Source organism: Candidatus Paracaedibacter symbiosus (assembly GCF_000757605.1).
GTDB classification, from domain to species: Bacteria; Pseudomonadota; Alphaproteobacteria; order Paracaedibacterales; family Paracaedibacteraceae; genus Paracaedibacter_A; species Paracaedibacter_A symbiosus.
Genome location: NZ_JQAK01000019.1, coordinates 4224 through 5029, shown reverse-complemented (window position 1 = coordinate 5029; position 806 = coordinate 4224). Strand labels below are relative to the sequence as shown.

At 34.9% G+C, this 806-nt stretch carries 2 protein-coding genes; one reads left to right on the top strand and one right to left on the bottom strand.

What is annotated here, in order from left to right; translation table 11 throughout:
* The coding region (locus tag IG80_RS16395) for a hypothetical protein (RefSeq protein WP_232224422.1) at positions 1–213 on the top strand (213 nt) is incomplete at its 5' end.
* 380 nt (positions 214–593) lie between these two features.
* On the opposite strand, the gene IG80_RS14445 is transcribed toward IG80_RS16395, so the two are convergent.
* A partial coding sequence (locus tag IG80_RS14445) for a class I SAM-dependent methyltransferase (RefSeq protein WP_198027400.1) occupies positions 594–806 on the bottom strand: 213 nt, incomplete at its 5' end.

Genomic DNA, 806 nt, shown 5'->3' with positions numbered 1-806 from the left:
TTTATGAACTGTTCTTATATCAATCGTCATATTGCCTCTTTTAACCCGATGCTTTTATGGGATTCATTCATTGAGTTACTGTTCCATACCATTTTTTTAGCCTCTTTGAAGTTCTTTATCCCTTCATGTTTATCCCCCCCTTCTATTCTTGCCTTTTCACCAGGAAAAGAGAAAATATTCACTCAAAAAGAGCGTTTAAAGGGTTGTTTTTAATAACTTAGGTTTTGTTATTCCCTATTTTATTATTCTTTTTTCTTAGAAGGTTTCAGAGAAGGAAGGGAAAGAATTACTGGGGTATCGGAATATCCAATAAGAGAAGACTCCCTCTCTGACCATCTATAATTAAGCTAACATATCATGCTACAAATTTCAAGGAAAATCGTCACAAGAATCAAAGAAATAATTACCCAATATCAAGTGCTTATAAAATAATTTTCGGGCTATTTTGCCTCTTTTTTATTACGGCAAAAATAAAACGCTCTTATTCTTTTTCTCTTACCACTTGAAAGAATTTATGTGCCGGGATTTCAGCGCATGTCATGGTTGCGTTTAATAGCTTTGGAGGGATAATTCTTTTAAGCTATTTTTAAATCCTATTGGGCGGTAAGCCCTTCATGAATGGCAACAATTCCTTGCGTAAGATTTTGATATGAGACTGAGGCGAAGCCCGCTTCTTTTATCATTGTGACGAGCTCTTCTTGAGATGGAAAACGCACAATACTTTCAACTAAATATTGGTAAGCAGCTTTATCTTTTGCAATAAGGGCGCCTATCTTTGGAATAACGTTAAAAGAATAGAGAGAGTA